At 70.8% G+C, this 15,485-nt stretch carries 13 protein-coding genes; 5 read left to right on the plus strand and 8 right to left on the minus strand.

What is annotated here, in order from left to right:
* Positions 1–16 precede the first annotated feature (16 nt).
* Genes deoC through FBY23_RS21075 form a run of 3 tightly spaced genes read left to right on the plus strand, consistent with a single transcriptional unit; the run spans position 17 to position 3,309 of the window.
* Positions 17–979, plus strand: coding sequence for a deoxyribose-phosphate aldolase (gene deoC, locus FBY23_RS21065; RefSeq protein WP_141799927.1), 963 nt, complete (start codon positions 17–19; stop codon positions 977–979).
* Between the two features lie 15 nt (positions 980–994).
* On the plus strand, positions 995–2,431 hold the full coding sequence (locus tag FBY23_RS21070) for an aldehyde dehydrogenase family protein (protein WP_141799928.1): 1,437 nt from the start codon (positions 995–997) through the stop codon (positions 2,429–2,431).
* Positions 2,431–3,309 carry an aldehyde dehydrogenase family protein gene (locus tag FBY23_RS21075; protein ID WP_141799929.1) on the plus strand — a complete coding sequence of 293 codons (879 nt, stop codon included), beginning with the start codon at positions 2,431–2,433 and terminating at the stop codon, positions 3,307–3,309. The genes FBY23_RS21070 and FBY23_RS21075 overlap by 1 nt, the downstream gene beginning before the upstream one ends.
* Before the next feature lie 9 nt (positions 3,310–3,318).
* On the opposite strand, the gene FBY23_RS21080 is transcribed toward FBY23_RS21075, so the two are convergent.
* From FBY23_RS21080 to FBY23_RS21095, 4 genes are read right to left on the minus strand one after another with little or no spacing between them, the layout of a single operon-like run.
* On the minus strand, positions 3,319–3,993 hold the full coding sequence (locus FBY23_RS21080; protein ID WP_141799930.1) for a TetR/AcrR family transcriptional regulator: 675 nt from the start codon (positions 3,991–3,993) through the stop codon (positions 3,319–3,321).
* A 14-nt stretch (positions 3,994–4,007) separates the two neighbouring features.
* Positions 4,008–5,279, minus strand: coding sequence for an amidohydrolase family protein (locus FBY23_RS21085; RefSeq protein WP_141799931.1), 1,272 nt, complete (start codon positions 5,277–5,279; stop codon positions 4,008–4,010).
* Positions 5,276–7,048, minus strand: coding sequence for a hydantoinase B/oxoprolinase family protein (locus tag FBY23_RS21090; RefSeq protein ID WP_141799932.1), 1,773 nt, complete (start codon positions 7,046–7,048; stop codon positions 5,276–5,278). The genes FBY23_RS21085 and FBY23_RS21090 overlap by 4 nt, the downstream gene beginning before the upstream one ends.
* Positions 7,045–9,084, minus strand: a complete 2,040-nt coding sequence (locus tag FBY23_RS21095) for a hydantoinase/oxoprolinase family protein (protein ID WP_160158319.1) — start codon at positions 9,082–9,084, stop codon at positions 7,045–7,047. Before FBY23_RS21095 ends, FBY23_RS21090 begins: the two co-directional genes overlap by 4 nt.
* Positions 9,085–9,219: 135 nt before the next feature.
* Here FBY23_RS21095 and FBY23_RS21100 point away from each other — a divergent pair, with 135 nt between their 5' ends.
* Positions 9,220–9,843, plus strand: a complete 624-nt coding sequence (locus FBY23_RS21100; protein ID WP_141799934.1) for a VOC family protein — start codon at positions 9,220–9,222, stop codon at positions 9,841–9,843.
* A gap of 19 nt (positions 9,844–9,862) precedes the next feature.
* Here FBY23_RS21100 and FBY23_RS21105 read toward each other — a convergent pair whose 3' ends face one another.
* The 3 genes from FBY23_RS21105 to FBY23_RS21115 are packed head-to-tail and all read right to left on the minus strand — an operon-like array spanning position 9,863 to position 13,132.
* Positions 9,863–10,654, minus strand: a complete 792-nt coding sequence (locus FBY23_RS21105; protein WP_141799935.1) for an aspartate/glutamate racemase family protein — start codon at positions 10,652–10,654, stop codon at positions 9,863–9,865.
* The gene (locus FBY23_RS21110) at positions 10,651–11,646 is read right to left on the minus strand and encodes a hypothetical protein (RefSeq protein ID WP_141799936.1); all 996 of its coding nucleotides are present in this window, start codon (positions 11,644–11,646) and stop codon (positions 10,651–10,653) included. The genes FBY23_RS21105 and FBY23_RS21110 overlap by 4 nt, the downstream gene beginning before the upstream one ends.
* 37 nt (positions 11,647–11,683) lie before the next feature.
* On the minus strand, positions 11,684–13,132 hold the full coding sequence (locus FBY23_RS21115) for an APC family permease (RefSeq protein WP_141799937.1): 1,449 nt from the start codon (positions 13,130–13,132) through the stop codon (positions 11,684–11,686).
* A 102-nt stretch (positions 13,133–13,234) separates the two neighbouring features.
* Here FBY23_RS21115 and FBY23_RS21120 point away from each other — a divergent pair, with 102 nt between their 5' ends.
* Positions 13,235–14,275 carry a LacI family DNA-binding transcriptional regulator gene (locus tag FBY23_RS21120; protein ID WP_160158320.1) on the plus strand — a complete coding sequence of 347 codons (1,041 nt, stop codon included), beginning with the start codon at positions 13,235–13,237 and terminating at the stop codon, positions 14,273–14,275.
* 12 nt (positions 14,276–14,287) lie between these two features.
* Here FBY23_RS21120 and FBY23_RS21125 read toward each other — a convergent pair whose 3' ends face one another.
* Positions 14,288–15,481, minus strand: coding sequence for a dipeptidase (locus FBY23_RS21125; RefSeq protein ID WP_141799939.1), 1,194 nt, complete (start codon positions 15,479–15,481; stop codon positions 14,288–14,290).
* Positions 15,482–15,485 lie beyond the last annotated feature (4 nt).

A 15,485-nucleotide genomic window follows, 5' to 3' on the forward strand; every position in this document is an offset into this window, starting at 1 on the left:
ACCCTATGCTGACGGCATGCCCACCTCCGCCCTCGCGGCGTACTCCGAAGTGACGGCGAGCGACGCCTCGCTGCGCCGGTTCCTACACGGACTGCCCGGCGTCGACCAGGTCGGTGCCGAGGCGAGGGCCGCGGGGCTCGGGACCCGCTCGATCAAGACCACGGCGAAGGCCTGGGCCCTCGACCTGGCGATCCGGATGGTCGACCTGACCACGCTCGAGGGCCAGGACACCCCCGGCAAGGTGCGCGCGCTCGCCAACAAGGCGCTGCGCCCGGACCCCGCCGACCCGACCTGCCCGTCCGTGGCGGCCGTGTGCGTCTACGGCGACCTGGTGGGCGAGGTGAAGGCGATCGTCGGCTCGCAGGTCAACGTGGCCGCGGTCGCCACGGCGTTCCCCAGCGGCCGGGCGTCGATGGACGTCAAGCTCGCCGACACCCGCGACGCAGTGGCCAACGGCGCCGACGAGATCGACATGGTGATCGACCGTGGGGCGTTCCTGGCCGGTCGCTACCTGCAGGTCTTCGAGGAGATCGTCGCGACCCGCGAGGCGTGCGTGCGCCCCGACGGCTCGCACGCCCACCTCAAGGTGATCTTCGAGACCGGTGAGCTGCAGACCTACGACAACGTACGACGCGCGTCGTGGCTGGCGATGCTGGCCGGCACCGACTTCATCAAGACCTCCACCGGCAAGGTGCAGCCGGCCGCCACCCTGCCGGTCACCCTGGTGATGCTGGAGGCGGTCCGCGACTTCCGCGAGGCGACCGGCGTCCAGATCGGCGTGAAGCCGGCGGGCGGCATCCGCACCGCCAAGGACGCGATCAAGTACCTCGTGATGGTCAACGAGATCGCCGGCGACGACTGGCTCGACCCGGACTGGTTCCGCTTCGGTGCCTCGACGCTGCTCAACGACCTGCTCATGCAGCGCACGAAGATGACCACCGGCCGCTACAGCGGTCCCGACTACTTCACCCTGGACTGACCGAGGGATCTGGACATGGCATTCGAGTACGCACCGGCTCCGGAGTCGCGGAGCATCGTCGACATCAGGCCCTCCTACGGCCTGTTCATCGACGGCGAGTTCGTCGACGGCCGCGGGTCGTCGTTCAAGACCGTCAACCCGGCCACCGAGGAGACGCTCGCGGAGATCGCCGAGGCGTCGGACGCCGACGTCGACCTGGCCGTCCGGGCGGCCCGGCGCGCGTTCCGAGGCTGGTCACGGATGTCGGGCAAGGAGCGGGCCAAGTACCTGTTCCGGATCGCCCGGATCATCCAGGAGCGCGCGCGTGAGCTGGCGGTGCTGGAGTCGATCGACAACGGCAAGCCGATCAAGGAGAGCCGCGACGTCGACGTACCCGTCGTCGCCGCGCACTTCTTCTACTACGCCGGCTGGGCCGACAAGCTCGACCACGCCGGACTCGGGCCGAACCCGCAGCCGCTGGGCGTCGCGGGCCAGGTCATCCCGTGGAACTTCCCGCTGCTCATGCTGGCGTGGAAGGTCGCGCCCGCGCTGGCGTGCGGCAACACGGTCGTGCTCAAGCCGGCCGAGACCACGCCGCTGACGGCGCTGCTGTTCGCGGAGATCTGCCAGCAGGCCGACCTGCCGCCGGGTGTCGTCAACATCGTCACCGGCGCCGGCTCGACCGGCCAGGCCGTGGTCTCCCACCCCGACGTCGACAAGGTCGCGTTCACCGGCTCGACCGCCGTCGGCAAGGCCATCGCGCGTGCCATCGCCGGCACCGACAAGTTGGCCACCCTCGAGCTGGGCGGCAAGGCCGCCAACATCGTGTTCGACGACGCCCCCATCGACCAGGCGGTCGAGGGCATCGTCGGCGGCATCTTCTTCAACCAGGGTCACGTCTGCTGCGCGGGCTCACGGCTGCTGGTCCAGGAGTCGGTGGCCGACGAGGTGCTCGGCCGGCTGAAGCGCCGGATGGGCACATTGCGTGTCGGCGACCCGCTCGACAAGAACACCGACATCGGTGCGATCAACTCCCGCGAGCAGCTCGAGCGGATCCGCGAGCTCTCCGACATCGGCGAGGCGGAGGGTGCCGAGCGCTGGGCGCCGGCGTGCGAGCTGCCCTCCTCCGGCTTCTGGTTCCCGCCGACGATCTTCACCGGCGTCACCCAGGCCCACCGGATCGCCCGCGACGAGGTGTTCGGCCCGGTGCTGTCGGTGCTGACCTTCCGCACTCCCGCCGAGGCGATCGAGAAGGCCAACAACACGCCGTACGGCCTCTCCGCCGGCGTGTGGACCGAGAAGGGCTCGCGGATCCTGCACATGGCCTCCCAGCTGCGGGCCGGCGTGGTGTGGGCCAACACGTTCAACAAGTTCGACCCGGCCAGCCCGTTCGGCGGCTACAAGGAGTCCGGCTACGGCCGCGAGGGCGGGCGCCAGGGTCTCGCCGCCTACCTGAAGGAGGCAGACGCCTGATGGCTCGCATCGACGTGCGCAAGACCTACAAGCTCTACATCGGCGGCGCGTTCCCCCGCTCGGAGTCGGGCCACTCCTACGAGGTCACCGACAGCAAGGGGAAGTTCGTGGCCAACGCCTCCCTCGCCTCGCGCAAGGACGTGCGCGACGCGGTCGTCGCGGCCCGCAAGGCCTTCGGCCCCTGGTCGTCGCGGACGGCCTACAACCGCGGCCAGATCGTCTACCGGATCGCCGAGGTGATGGAGGACCGTCGCCCGCAGTTCGAGGACGCCGTCCGCCAGTCCGAGGGTGTCTCCGCCGCCGCCGCGCGGGGCCAGGTCGACGCCGCGGTCGACCGCCTCGTCTGGTACGCCGGATGGGCCGACAAGCTCGCCCAGGTGATCGGCAACGCCAACCCGGTCGCCGGCCCGTTCTTCAACCACACCGCCCCCGAGCCGACCGGTGTCGTCGGCGTCCTCGCCCCGCAGGAGTCCTCGCTGCTGGGCCTGGTGTCGGTCGTCGCGCCCGTCATCGTGACCGGCAACGTGGCGGTCGTCGTGTCGTCGTACTCACGTCCGTTGCCGGCCGTCACCTTCTCCGAGGTGCTCGCGACCTCCGACGTCCCCGGTGGCGTGGTCAACATCCTCACCGGCGACGCCTCGGCGCTCGGCCCCTGGCTGGCCGCCCACATGGACGTCAACGCGATCGACCTGTGCGGCGTCGCGGGCCTCGACAACGCCGCCGAGCTGGCGACCTCGCTGGAGGTGGCGGCGGCCGACAACCTCAAGCGGGTACGCCGACCGCCGGACGCCGAGCCCGACTGGACCGCCGAGCCGGGCCTGAGCCCCATGACGGCGTTCGTCGAGCAGAAGACGGTGTGGCACCCGATCGGGATCTGAGGCGCCGCCTCACCCTGGGGTCGCGGACCGGCCGAGCACGTCCGCGACCTTCGGTGGCATCTCCAGCGCCAACGCATCGGCGCTGACCTCCTCGATCGTGCCGGGATCGGCCAGGACTCCGCGCAGGGCGAGGGTTGCGAAGTCGCGGGGTAGGTTCGCGCTGCGCGGGAGGTTGACCGTGCGGGCCAGGCGTCCGGCGTGCATGTCGATGCCGATCAGGAACTCGCGCAGCACCGGCAGCGGCAGGTCGACGAACTGCCCCTCCCTGACGCCTGCTCGCAGCACGGCCCGGTAGAACCGGTAGATCTTCTGCACGCTCTTGTCCAGGTGGGCGAAGTCCTCGTGCTCCAGCACGTTGGTGTCATAGATGCCGACCAGGTTGTAGGAGTCGTCGCTGAGCGACGCGACGTCGATATGGAGGAACCGGAAGAGACGAGCGGCAGGGCTGACCTCTGCCTTGGAGAGCCAGGCGATGACCTCGCCGACGCGCCGCAGGTCCATGCCGATCAGCTCGGCCATGATGGTGCGCTTGCTGTCGAAGTACCAGTACAGGCTCGGCTGCTTGATCCCGCACGCGGTCGCGATGTCGCGCGTGCTGACCCGCTCGTAGCCGCGGCTCGCGAACAGCACGGCCGCCTCTCGCAGGATCCGGGATCGGGTGTCGTCGGCCTCGCCGTTCACCATGTGCTGCTCTTCTCCTACGGTCGGGTCCGGCGCTCGGGTTCGGCGGACCAACGGTGGACCCGCCCGCCCTGGATGACGCCGACTACGTTACGGCGCTCGAGGAACACCTCGGGATCCGAGGGGTCCGCCGCGAGCACGATCGCGTCGCCGATCAGGCCCGGCTCGAGCCGGCCCCGGACGTCGGACTGGCCGCAGAGCTCCGCGCCGTTGGCGGTCGCCGCGAGCAGCGCCTCCTGCGGCGTGAGCCCCGCACGGTGCAGGTAGGCGATCTCGGCGAGGTTGCCCACCTGCTCGGTGAGGTCGGTTCCCAGCGCGATCGGCACGCCCGCCGCGCGGGCGACCCGTACCGCCTCGCCGATCAGCGGCTCGACCTCCGAGACCTTCGCGGCCACGGACTCCGAGACCGCGCCATCGTCGCGGAGCCGGACCAGCTCGTGCAGGACCGACAGTGTCGGTACCAGGAAGGTGCCGCGCCGGGCCATCAGCGCGGCCTGCTCCTCGCTGAGCCGCGCGCCGTGCTCGATCGATCGGACGCCCGCGGTCACCGCGTCGGTCAGTCCGGAGCCGCCGTAGGCGTGGGACATGACGGGCTTGCCCGCTCGGGTCGCCTCCCGGACGATCGCCTCGATCTCGTCGGCGTCGAACTCCGGGACGTCGGGATGGTCGTGCCCCGGGGAGAGCAGCCCACCCGTCGTGCAGATCTTGATCCAGTCGGCACCCGCACGGACGATGAGGCGGACAGCTCGGCGTACGTCGTCCACGCCGTCGGCGAGGTACGGCGGCCGCCCCGGGTACTCGTGCATGAGGAATCCGTTCGACGCCTCGAGACCGACGCCCGGGAGGTGTCCGTCGCCGTGTCCCCCGGTCTGCGAGAGCGCGGACACGGCAACCTGGGTGGTAGGTCCGGGCACCAGCCCGGCATGGATCCCGTCCCGCACACCGGCGTCGGCGCCGCAGGGGTCACGCACGAAGGTGACGCCTTGGTCGAGCAGCCGCGCCGCCGACCCCGCGCACTCCAGCGCCCACCGTGAGGTGGACATCGACAGGTACCGGAGCGTGTCCTCCTCGAAGCAGGCCAGGTGGGCGTGGCAGTCCACCACGCCCGGCATCAGCCACAGGCCGGTCAGGTCGAGCGACTCCCCAGTGACTGGTCCGGCCGCGGGCGCGACAGACTCGATGACTCCGTCACGCACTACGACGTCGTGGTCCGCGACGAATACCCCGGCGCGGTCCATCACCTGTGCGTTGCGGAGTGTCAGGGTCCCCGGGCGCAGTGGCGCCCTCATGGCCGCGGTCCTTCGGCAGCCGCCTCCCGCGCCGCCCGGGTGGCGTCGGGATCGAGGCCGGCACCGTCGTCGGTGAGGACGACGCCGTAGACCGCGGCGGCCGCCGCGGCCGACACCGCTCCGCTGCGGACGTCGGCCAGCACCCGCTCGGGATCACGGGTCAGCGGGTCACCATGCCCACCGCCGCCGCCACCGGTCACCAGGACCCGGTCCCCCTCCTGCAGCGGGGCGCCGCCCGACTTGGGCAGCACCCGCCGGTTCCCGTCGCGGTCGACGATCTCGATCCGGTTGCGGACCGTGCTCGCACAGCCGCCGGCGACGCCGAGTGGTTCGGCGGCGCTCATCTTGTCGCCGACCAGGCTCAGCTCCGCGCCGTCCAGGAACTCCCACTCACTGATCGTGCCCAGCCCGCCCCGGAACCGTCCGGCGCCGCCGGAGTCGGTCACCAGGGCGGTACGCCGCTTGACGATCGGCATCCGCGCCTCCCAGATCTCGGCAGCCGGGAGCTCGGCACCCGCGAGGTGCACGTGCAGCAGCGCGTCCTCGCCGTCGGCGTCGTGGGTCGCGCCGTACCCGACGGGCGCGGCGTCGGCGAAGAACGTGACCCGCCCGGTGGCCGCGTCGGTGTGTCCGCCGGTGACCGCGACCGCGTCGCCGCCGTTCTGGGCCGGGAACTGGTCAGGCAGGGCCGATGCCATCGCGTGGACGATCACGTCACCGAGCCGCCCCACGGTCCAGCCCATCAGGTACGTCGGGGCCGGCGGGTTCGGGTTGTACAGCGACCCGGCCGGTGCGATCACCGTGAGCGCTCGGGTGTCGCCGGAGTTCGTGGGATAGGTGTTCTCCGTGGTCAGCCGCTTGAGGGCCAGCCGGCAGGCGGCCACCGTCTGTGGGAGCGTCGCGTTGATCGGTCCGGCCTGCTCCGGGGCGGACCCGGTGGTGTCGATGACGATCTCGGAGCCGCGGACCCGGACGGTCACCTCGACGCGGACCGGCTCGCAGCCGACGCCGTTGTCGTCGAGGTACTCGGCATGGCCGTAGTCGCCGTCGGGGATCGCCTCGATCGCCTCGCGCACCGCCTGCTCGGTCTGGTCGAGGAGCTGGTCGATCGCTGCGTGGTAGGTCGCCTTGCCGTACTTGTCGACGAGCGTCGACAGGCGCGCAGCACCGTCCGCGCAGGCGCGTCCTGCCGCAAGCATGTTGCCGAAGGTCTCGCGCGGCAGCCGGGAGTTCGCCCCGATGATGCGGTGCACGGCCCGGTCGACGACCCCGGCCCGCTGGAGCCGGGTCGGGGGCAGGATCAGCCCCTCCTCGTACATGTTCGTCGAGTCCGACGGATAGGTGTTCTTCGCGCCCAGGTCGCCCACGTGCGCGCGGATCGCGACGAACCCGACGATCCCGCCGTCATCTCCGACAGCCGGCACGACCAGCGCCACGTCGGCCGAGTGCGCCCCGGTCAGGTAAGGGTCGTTGACGATGAGGCAGTCCCCCGGGCCCAGGTCGTCCTCGAAGTCACCGACCATCGCGCGGACCGCCTCGTCGAGCGAGCCGACGAACTCCGGCAGTCCCGGTGCGTCGCCGATCAGGTTCAGCCGGTCGTCGAAGACCGAGACGCTGAAGTCGTTGACCTCGTAGATCACCGGGAGCAGGGCGGTGCGCTTGAAGGTCACGAAGACCTCGCGCGCAATGGACTCGATGCTCGCGCGGATCACTGCCACGCTCACCGGATCGGCGACGACCGCGCGGCCGTGCTGGGTCGAGGTGGTCATGCGTTCTTCTCCTTCAGGTCGAGGACGAGGTTGCCCCAGGGGTCGACCGCGATGGTGCGGCGTGGGGTGACGAGGACGGTTGACGTCTGCTCGACGACGATGGCCGGGCCGCTGAGCCGGACGCCTGGATGCAGGTCCTCACGCCGGTACACGGGCCACAGCGCGCCGGACGCGTCGGCGGTCCGGTGGGTCACCGACTCGTGCCGGACGACGTCGGGAACCCCGGCCCTCGCCTCAGCGGCAGGCCACACCGGCTTGTCGAGCGTGCCGACCGCGCGCAGGCGGTAGCCCACGACCTCCAGGTCTCCGTCGAGCCGGAAGCCGTAGGTCCGCTCGTGCAGGTCCTCGAACCGGCCACGCAGGTCGGCGACCGTCTCGCTGCCGTCCAGGATCGGCACGGGCAGCGTGTGCTCCTGGCCGTCGTAGCGGATCTCGACGAACTGGAGCAGCGACCGGCGTTCGTCCGCGACGCCCTCGGCCTCGAACCGCGCGCCGGCCTCCTCCACCAGCTCCCGCAGGGGCGTGCGGATGTCGGTGTCGGCGCTGAGCAGCGCGACCGAGGTACGAGCGAACTCGTGGGCGAGGTCGAGGGTCTGCATGCCCCAGGCGGAGAACACGCCCGCGTGCATCGGAATGACGACGCGGCGCACCTCCAGCAGGTCGCCCAGCACGGCGCCCACCATCGGCCCGCCACCGCCGTACGCGAGCAAGGTGAAGTCGCGGGGATCCGAGCCGCGGCCGACCGTGATCTCCTCGAGCAGCCGGGCCATCCGGGACTCGGTGAGCGCGACGACGGCCGCAGCCGCGTCGACCGTGGTCATGGCGAGCGGGCCGGCGACGTGCTCGTCGATCGCTCGCTCCGCGGCCTCCCGGTCGAGCTTCATCTCGCCGGACAGCAGCGACTCGGGCAGGAGCCCGCTGACCAGCGCGGCGTCGGTGAAGGTGGCCGCCGTGCCGCCCCGGTCATAGCAGGCCGGACCGGGCTGGGAGCCCGCGCTCTGTGGGCCGACGTGCAGTGCCCCGACCTCGTCGACCCACGCGATCGATCCGCCGCCCGCTCCGATGGTCGCCAGGTCGACCATCGGGACGAGGAGCCTGCGGTCCGCGACCACCGCCGTGTCCGCCATGGTGACCACGCCCTGCCTCACGATGCCGGCGTCGAAGCTGGTGCCGCCCATGTCGATGCAGATCAGATCGGGATATCCGCAGGTGGTGCCGAGGCTCGCAGCGCCCGCGATACCGCTGGCACAGCCCGACACCAAGGTGCGCAGGCTCTGCCTGCGGGCGTGCTCGAGCACCATCACGCCGGCGTCGCTGGAGGTGATGAACGCGTCCCCGCCGAACCCGCTGGCGCCGAGGCCCTCCTCGAGTCGGTCGAAGTACTCGCGCATGGTCGGCCGGATGTAGGCCTCGCTGAGCGCGGTCACACCGCGCTCCGTCTCGCGGTAGCGCCGGGTGATCTCGTGCGACAGCACGATCTCCACCCCGGGCAGTCGTTCGCGCAGCACCGCCCCGACGGCGATCTCGTGATCCGGGTTCGCATAGCTGTTGATCAGGCAGACGGCGATCGCCCGGACTCCTGTGCTCGCCAGCCGCTCGGCGACCCGCTCCACGTCCGCGGTGCCGACGGGCCGACGGACGCTGCCGTCGGCGAGGATCCGCTCGTCGATCTCGAAGGTGAGCTCGCGAGGGACGAGGCGCGGCGGCTTGTGCCAGCTGAGACGGTACGGCGGCCAGGTCCCCGAGCCGATCTCGATCATGTCGCGCATCCCGGTGGACACCACGAGCGCGACCTGAGCGCCCTTGTGCTCCAGAAGCGTGTTGATGCCGACGGTGGTGCCGTGGATGAAGCGGCCGGCCGCAGCGAGCGAGACGCCGACCGTGCCGAGCGCATTCATGATGCCGGTGACGGGGGCGTCGTGCGTCGACGGGCTCTTGCAGACCCGGACGGCGCCGGCGGCGTCCATGGTGACGACGTCGGTGAACGTCCCGCCGACGTCGGCCGAGACCGACAACGCGATGGCGCGTGAGTGCATGGGGATCCCTCCTAGGAATCGTGGGAGCGCCACCCTATCGCTCGATAGGGAGATTGCCCAGACTTTCCCTATCATTTGATAGAGAACTCGCACGCCCTCTTGCGGCGTGCCCCTATCAAGTGATCGAGTACCGCCATGGACGAGTCACGACGACAGCCGGCGACTGCACCCTTCTGGGTCGACGTCACGACGACGGACCTGCCGCGCTCAGCGGCGTTCTACGCCTCGATGTTCGGCTGGTCCCGGACAACCACGCACGACCCCCGCGAGCCCGGGTACCAGCTGCTCGGGCGCACGAACCGCCCCGGACTCGCAGGTATCGATCCGGTCCCGGACCCCGGGCCGCCGGTCGAGTGGGCCGTCTTCTTCAGAACGCCGAGCCTCGCCGAGGCGGAGGGAGCCGTGGAGCAGCGCGGTGGACAGGTCGTGACGTCGGGCATCGACTTCCTCGGCTGGGGAGCCATGACGATGGTCACCGACCCGTGGGGCGCGAGCCTGTGCCTGGTGGAGACCTCCGAGTGGGCCGGCGTCACCGTCGGCAAGGACGCGGAGCCGGGCGACCCGGTGGGCGCCGTGCTCCACTGCCCGGACCCCGCCGGCGCGGGCGCCTGGTACGGCTCCGTCCTCGAGATCCGTCCCGAGACCGCGGCGGTGGCGGGCCGGGCTCGCTGGTATCCGGTCCTGCGTGGACCGGACACCGGCGGTGGCGATCGACTGGTCAGCGACCCGCTCGGAGCACGGTTCGTGCTCCGAGCGTGACGCCGACGGGCGCCGCACCTCAGGCGATGCGGCGCCCCTGCTCGTCCTGCAGGGATGCTCCGGAGAGCTCGAAGCCGAGCGCTTCCACCGAGCTCGCGGACGAGGCGTAGAACCCCTGGCGGCTCACGGAGTAGCGGCCGGCCCGGTAGAGGTCGGCCAGCATCTCGGCTGCCTTGATCGAGGCGAGAACCGGGTTGATGACCGGCAGGTCGCCGTCCACCGTGGCGACCGAGCCCGCGGCGGCGAGGCAGTCTCCGATGACGGTGCATCCCAGCACGACCACGTCACTGCCGTCGGCGGCCATGATCCGCCGGACCTCGCTCGCCGTGGTCGTGCAGACCGTCGGCACGTCCTCGAACATGGCGTGCGGGTCGAGGTCGAGGCTGTGGATGCCGCGACAGCGGGCGTCGCGGTAGACGTTGAGCAGGTCACCGAGCCAGGCCGCGACCTTCGGCCCGTCGGTCAGGATCGAGTACGTGCGCCCGACATAGGACGCCAGGTTGATGCTCGCCTCGAGCGGCCCGACCAGGGGCATGTCGACCAGCTCCCGCCCGAGCAGCACGGCCGGGTCGTAGCAGCATCCGATCGCGGCGGCGTCGAAGCCGGCGTCCTGCAGGCTCGGCAGCAGGCGCAGCAGGGCCAGCTCGGTGAACTGCCGGGACGCGTAGCCCTCGATGTCGGGCGGCACGCCCTCCAGGAAGACGGTCTCGACGGTCGTCTCGGGTGACGCGAACTCGCTGACCAGCTTGAGGGTCGTGTCGGCGTCAGGGGTGCGCGGTCCCGGGTAGACGTAGGCGATGCGGCGCGTCATCGATGCACGCCCGCGAGAACCTGCTCCGCCACGAACCCGAGCGGCAGCTCGGCGATGTGAAGTCCCGAGTCGTCGACCGGCCACGGGATCGGAACGTCGTTGGCGGGGTGGGGTCCCGGCCAACGGTAGTTGGCCCGCACCGGACGCGGCGGTCGCGCGCGGCCCGGGGCCGCCTCGCCGCCGGTCGTGAAGGGCAGCTCGACCGCGATCGAGTTCACCGAGGCGCCCTCGAGGCTCGACCCGTCGGAGCGGACAGCCGAAGCGGTGTCGCGGAAGCTGATGAACGAGAGGAACACCGTGAAGTCGAGGCCCGGCTCGAAGGTCCCGGCGGGCAGGGTGATGCCCGTACTCTCCTGGGTGAGCGCGGCGACCGGAGGCACCACTCCGGAGGAGTAGACCATCTCGCCGCGGCAGTTGTCGATGAGCAGGAAGATCGCGTTCTGCGCGAACCAGACGGTCTCGGAGCCCGTCGCCGAGTCGCTGCTGACGAAGGGGTCCCACTCGATCCGCAGTGGCTTGCCCGGATCGACCTGCCCCGCGACGCGGACGCCGTCTTGGAGCAGGTCGATCGTCGGTACAGCAGGGATCTCGCTGCGGCCCGTCGAGCCGCCGAGGTCGACGGTGAGCGCATGCGTGCCGACCGCGTCGGTCGCGACGAAGGTGTACGGGCCGGGCGGGAACGCACGGTCCAGCTCCTCGAGGCTGCCGAAGGACGCCATCTTGCGGTTCAGCAGCATCTCGTTCACGTAGACCAGCGGCGGGCCGGGCGCGAAGGTGGTGATCGCCTCACCGGTGCCGTCGGTGCCGCGTGAGAGCGTGACCTCGTAGCGGTCCTCGACGGCGTTGAGCACGGACTCGCACAACAGCATGTGGTCGACGGCCGTCGGGGTCTCCCCCGGCTTCTCCTGCAGGTGCACGACGTACTTCTCGAGCCACACGGCCGCGAGCTCGGTGGATCCTCCCGCCTCGTGGTGGCGGGTCGACTCCTCCATACCGGTTTTCCTCTCTAGTGGGGGTGGGTGCGGGCGCTCAGACGGTGTCGCCCGCGTGGCCGAGCAGCTCCTCGGCCCCGGCCGGGTCGTCGTCGGCCGGGCTGGTCCGGGCTGAGCCGTTGAGGACGAACCCGAGCGCGAACGCGACGAGGACGGAGCCGGGGAGCACCACGTTGATGACGCCGGTCCGGCCGGTGAACAGGGAGATCTGCGTGCAGATCGCGTAGACGATGGCCGCCAGCGCGAGCGCGGCCACCGCGGGCGCGACCCGGATCCGCCACACGGAGTGCCCGCGTGCGTTGCGCAGGAAGTAGGCGAGGATCGCGAGGCTGGCCAGGGCCTCCAACCCGGGGATGCCGACCAGCGCCGGCGCACTCGACATGACGTACATGTCCAGGTAGGGGTCCGCGCCGATCGCGACGAAGAGCGCCACGAACAGGACCGTGAACACCGTGTGACCCAGGCTCGCGGCGTACGGCGAGCCGAAGCGCGCGTGCTGGCTGCCGAGCCGTCGCGGCAGCAGGCCGTCACGGCCCATGGCGGCGAAGTAGCGGGAGGCCGCGTTGTGGAAGGCGAGGATGGTCGCGAACCAGCTGCTCACCACGAGCACCTGCATCACGTCGCCGGACCAGCCGCCGAGGTAGTGGTCGGCCGCGGTGAAGAACAGGTTGATCGGGTCGGCATTGGCTGCCGCGACGGCGTCGTTGCTGCCGTAGGCGATGATGACCGCCCACGCGGCGAACGCGTAGATGACTGCCATCAGCGCGATCGCGATGTAGGTCGCTCGCCGGATGGTCCGGGCGCGGTCGCGCACCTCACCGCCGTAGATCACCGTCGCCTCGAAGCCGGCGAACGCGGCGATCGAGATGGCGAACATGGTGCCCGTGCTGTGCCCGAACACGTGGCGCGGGTTGAGCGGTGTCACCGAGAGGCCGTCCGCGCCGCCCTGGAGGACGATCGCGATCGAGACAAGGAGGATCATGCCGATCTCGAGCGAGATGATGACCCCGAGGATCTTGGCTCCCAGGTCGACGTTGCGGTAGCCCAGGGTGCCCATGGTCGCCACGGCGACGGCTGCGAAGGCGATCCACGAGACTTCCAGGTCGAGCAGGTTCATGGCCGCCGAACTGGCGAACACCGAGAACGCGCCGATCGAGCCCGCCGCGATCAGGGCGTAGAGCATGGCGGCCACGTAGGACGCCCCGTCACCCGCTCGCCGGCCCAGGCCGGCTCCGATGAAGGCGTACAGCCCACCCGGCCGGGCGAGGTGCTGTGCCATGGTCACGTAGCCCACGGCGAAGACAGCGAGGATGGCGCCTGTCCAGAGCAGCACGCCCACGAAGCCGATGCCGCCGCGGCCGATCGCCAGGGGGAAGGCGCCGGCCGCGAACCCGAGCGGGGCAGCGGCAGCGATCACGAAGGCGACCAGGTCACGGGTCCGCAGGGCTCCTCCGGCGGACGGGTCGGCTTGCTCGGGAGATGTCATGGCCACCTTCTCAGGGTGTGGGCTCGGTCACGACGGACAATGCCAAAGCGCTTTGGCAATGTCAATGGCTCGTTCGGGACAGCCGGAGCTAGGGTGGGCCGCGTGATCGAACGGGCGACCCTGGCCGACGTGGCGCGGGCGGCCGCCGTCTCCCCCACCACCGCCTCCCACGCACTCAGCGGCAAGGGCCGGGTCGACGCTCGCACCCGGGCGCACGTGCAGAAGATCGCCCAGGAGCTCAACTACGTCCCGAGCCGGGCAGCGCGCAGCCTCGCCCTGGGTCGGCCCGACACCATCGGCCTGGTGTTGCCTCGCGTCGCTGAGCTCTCCCTCGACGAGCTGCTCACGACGGATGCCTACGGCCGCCTTGCCGTCTGGGCCAGCCAGCACGCCCTCGTCCACGGCTGTGCCTTGACCATCCTCCCGGACCTGAAGCCACCCACGGAGCTGCTGGCGATGGGCCTCAAGGGCCTGATCGTCGTGGACCCGGTCGAGGGCGACCCTCGCTGCCGGATGCTGGATCAGACCCAGGTCCCGTACGTCCTCATCGGGCGGGACGACCAGCACCCCGACGCACCGTCGGTCAGTCCCGACACATCGAGCGCGATTCGCGCCATGCTCGACCACCTGCACGAGCAGGGCGCCCGGCGGATCGTCCTGCTCGCCAGCGACGTGAACTGGAGCGCCGGGCGTGATGCCCTGGAGGAGTTCGCGTCCTGGCACGCCACCGGATCCACTGCCGTCGCGCACACAGTCGAGGTCGGCACCTGCCGCACGCGTGAGGAGATCGGCGCCCGCGCGAGGTCGGTCGCGCTGGAAGCCCTGCGCTCCGATCCGCGTCCCGACGCCGTGCTCGGGCTCTTCGACGGCTTCGCGGGAGCGGTCGTGACGGCCGCTCGAGAGATGGGCCTCACCGTTCCCGACGACCTGCTCGTCGCCCAGGACATCGACAGCGGCCTGGCCCGCCTCGGTGACCCGCCGATCACGGCCATCGACATCCACCAGGAGGAGCAGGTCGCGACCGCGATGGAGCTCCTCATGGGCGATCCAGACGACCACGCGACTCCCAGGTCCCGCGTCGTACCGGCGACCCTGAGCGTGCGCCGCTCGACCTCCCGAGCGACCGCGCACACCGACGGCTGACCGGCGGCTGACCTACGGCAAGGTCGCCCGCATCACCCGCAGCGTGTTCCCGCCCATGATCGCAGCGATCTGGGTCCGGTCGTAGCCACGGTTCACCAGCTCCTGGGTGATCGCAGCCAGATGGGTGGTGTCCCAGCCGACAGTGGTGGCGCCGTCGTAGTCGCTGCCGAGGGCGGCGGTCTCGATGCCGGCGACCTGGACGACGTGGTCGATGGCGTCGACGACGGCCTTGGTGGTGCGGGCACACACGGCCGCGTTCCAGTAGCCGACGCCGACGACGCCACCCGTGGCCGCGACGCCGCGGATCTCGGCGTCGGTGAGGTTGCGGTTCACGTCGCAGGTGGCCTGGACGCCGCCGTGGCTCAGGACGACCGGCTTGGTGGCCAGGGCCAGCATCTCGGCGACGGCGGCGTGGCTGGCGTGGGCGATGTCGACGATGATGCCGCGGCGCTCCATCTCCGCGAACACGCGACGCCCCAGGTCGGTCAGCCCGCCCTTCTCCTCACCGTGCATCGAGCCCGCGACCTCGTTGTCGAAGAAGTGGGTGAAGCCGGCCATCCGCATGCCGGCGTCGTAGAGCTTGTCGAGGTTGTCGAAGTCGCCCTCGAGGTTCTGCAGGCCCTCCACCGAGAACAGTGCCCCGGTGACCTGCTTGCCGTCCTCGCGGTCGGCGATCAGCCGGTCGAGGTCGCGGCGCGAGCGGATCAGGCGCAGCGCCCCGTTCGACTTCCGGGCCGCCTCCTCCAGCTTCTCGGCGTGGTAGAGCGAGCGCTGCAGCAGCGAGGTCCAGGTCCGCGGCGGCTGCAGCTGGGCGAAGGTGAGCAGCGTGATGTTGTCGCTGTCGGCCGAGTTGCTGTCGTAGTTCTGGCCCTTCGGGGACTTCGACACCGACGAGAACACCTGCAGCGCGACATTGCCGTCCTCGAGCCGCGGCAGGTCCAGGTGCCCACGGTCCGACCGGTCCAGGATGTCGCGGTCCCACATCAACGTGTCGGAGTGCATGTCGACGACCTGCAGCGAGTCGTGCAGCCTTTGCGTCTGCGGGCTGACCTCCGGCAGGTCGGCGGGATCGACCTTGTTCATCCCGTTCTCGACGATGCCGGGCGCGAACGTGAAGAACCCGATCGCGGCCAGCACCACCAGCGCCAGCAACCCCAGCAGCGTCCTCTTGATCCAGCGGCGCTTGCGCCGAACTCCCTCTCCCATGGGG

The organism is Nocardioides sp. SLBN-35 (genome assembly GCF_006715725.1).
Taxonomy (GTDB): Bacteria; Actinomycetota; Actinomycetes; order Propionibacteriales; family Nocardioidaceae; genus Nocardioides.